Source organism: Nguyenibacter vanlangensis, assembly GCF_013376155.1.
In the GTDB taxonomy this organism is placed as follows: Bacteria; Pseudomonadota; Alphaproteobacteria; order Acetobacterales; family Acetobacteraceae; genus Gluconacetobacter; species Gluconacetobacter vanlangensis.
The window spans coordinates 1-1,406 of sequence record NZ_JABXXP010000709.1; the positions used below are offsets into that span (position 1 = coordinate 1).

Genomic DNA, 1,406 nt, shown 5'->3' on the forward strand with positions numbered 1-1,406 from the left:
CGCGCGGCGGAACGGTCCATGACGTGGAAGACCGCGTCCCAGACCTCGCCGTCCGCCGCGTCCTGCAACTGTGCCGCGCTGCGCAGCGCGTAGACGCCGCGCAGCCCGGAATCGGCCGTCGCGATGACGATGGACACCAGCAGCGACAGCCCGGCAAGGGTCCATAGCACGATCAGCAGGGCGAAGCCGCCCTGCCCCGCTGACGCGCCCCGGCGCGTCACCGATCGAGCCCGACCTTCTGGCGCAGGCGCTGCTGGGGATCGGCGCTGCCGGTCACGTGCATCGGCGTCAGTTCGTCCGGCACGTTCGCGGCGTTCGGGTGCGTGTCGCGCAGGTCCTCCATCAGGCTGACCGCATCGCGCTGGTCATGGATGACGTGCGGGGTGATCAGGATCAGCAATTCGGTGCGCTGGCGGCTGTTGTTCTGGGTCCCGGCCAGAAAGCCCAGGACCGGGATGTTCTTCAACCAGGGAATGCCGCTGTTGGCGCGGCTGGAATTCTCGGTGATCAGCCCGGCCAGGCCGACGGTCTGCCCGTCCTGCACGACGACCCGCGAACTGACCGACCGGTCGTTGAAGGTGGGATTGGCATTGCTGCTGGTCGTGGCCTGCACGGGCGAGGTGTTGCTGACCGAGCTGACTTCCTGCGCGATGTCCAGCGTGACCAGCCCGTCCTGGCTGACATGCGGCGTGACCTCCATGATCACGCCGGTCGGCTGGTAGGTGAACTGGTTGTAGATCGAGGTCCCGATGGTGCTGGATTGCGAGCCGATCTGCACCGGCACCAATTGCCCGACCTGCAGCCGTGCCGCGCGATTGTCCTGGACCATCAATTGCGGCGAGGACAGGACATGCACGGTGGTGACGTTCTGCAGCGCGTCGATCGCGAACGGCGCGCCGCCGCCGCTGGCCCCGCCGATGATGAAGCCCGGCAAGGTGTGGCTGAAGGCCGCGGTCGCCAGCGTGCCGGTGGTGATCGTCTGGCTGTTGTTGCTGAGCACGCCGTTGATGCCGCCGGACTTGAAGAAGAACTGCGTGCCGTATTGCAGCGCGTCGTTCAACTGGACTTCGGCGACCACGGCGTCGATCCGGACCTGCAGCGGCATGACGTCGATCCGCCGCAGCATCTGTTCGACATTGTCGCTTTCCTGGTCGGTCGCATAGACCAGCACGGCGTTGTGCTGGGCGTTGGAGAGGATCCGCATGCCCTGGGCATGGGATTCGCCGCCCGCCGAACTGTCCAGCCCGCCCAGCAGGGGGTTGTTGAGGGACGCCGCCTGCTGGCTCGCCCCACCCTGGCCCACACCGCCTTGGCCCACACCGCCTTGGCCCACACCGCCTTGGGCCATGCCGGTATTGCCGCCCAATCCGCCGGCCATGCCCGTATTGCCCCCCAGGCCGCCGCCC

The 1,406-nt window shown here is 67.7% G+C and carries 1 protein-coding gene and 1 pseudogene; both read right to left on the reverse strand.

Annotation, left to right across the window (positions count from 1 at the left end; all coding sequences use genetic code 11):
* Nucleotides 1-221 (reverse strand): annotated as a pseudogene (locus HUK84_RS18275) (general secretion pathway protein GspK); the annotation flags it as partial.
* A partial coding sequence (locus tag HUK84_RS18280; protein ID WP_374729385.1) for a type II secretion system protein GspD occupies nt 218-1,406 on the reverse strand: 1,189 nt, incomplete at its 5' end. The gene HUK84_RS18280 and the pseudogene HUK84_RS18275, both read right to left, overlap by 4 nt.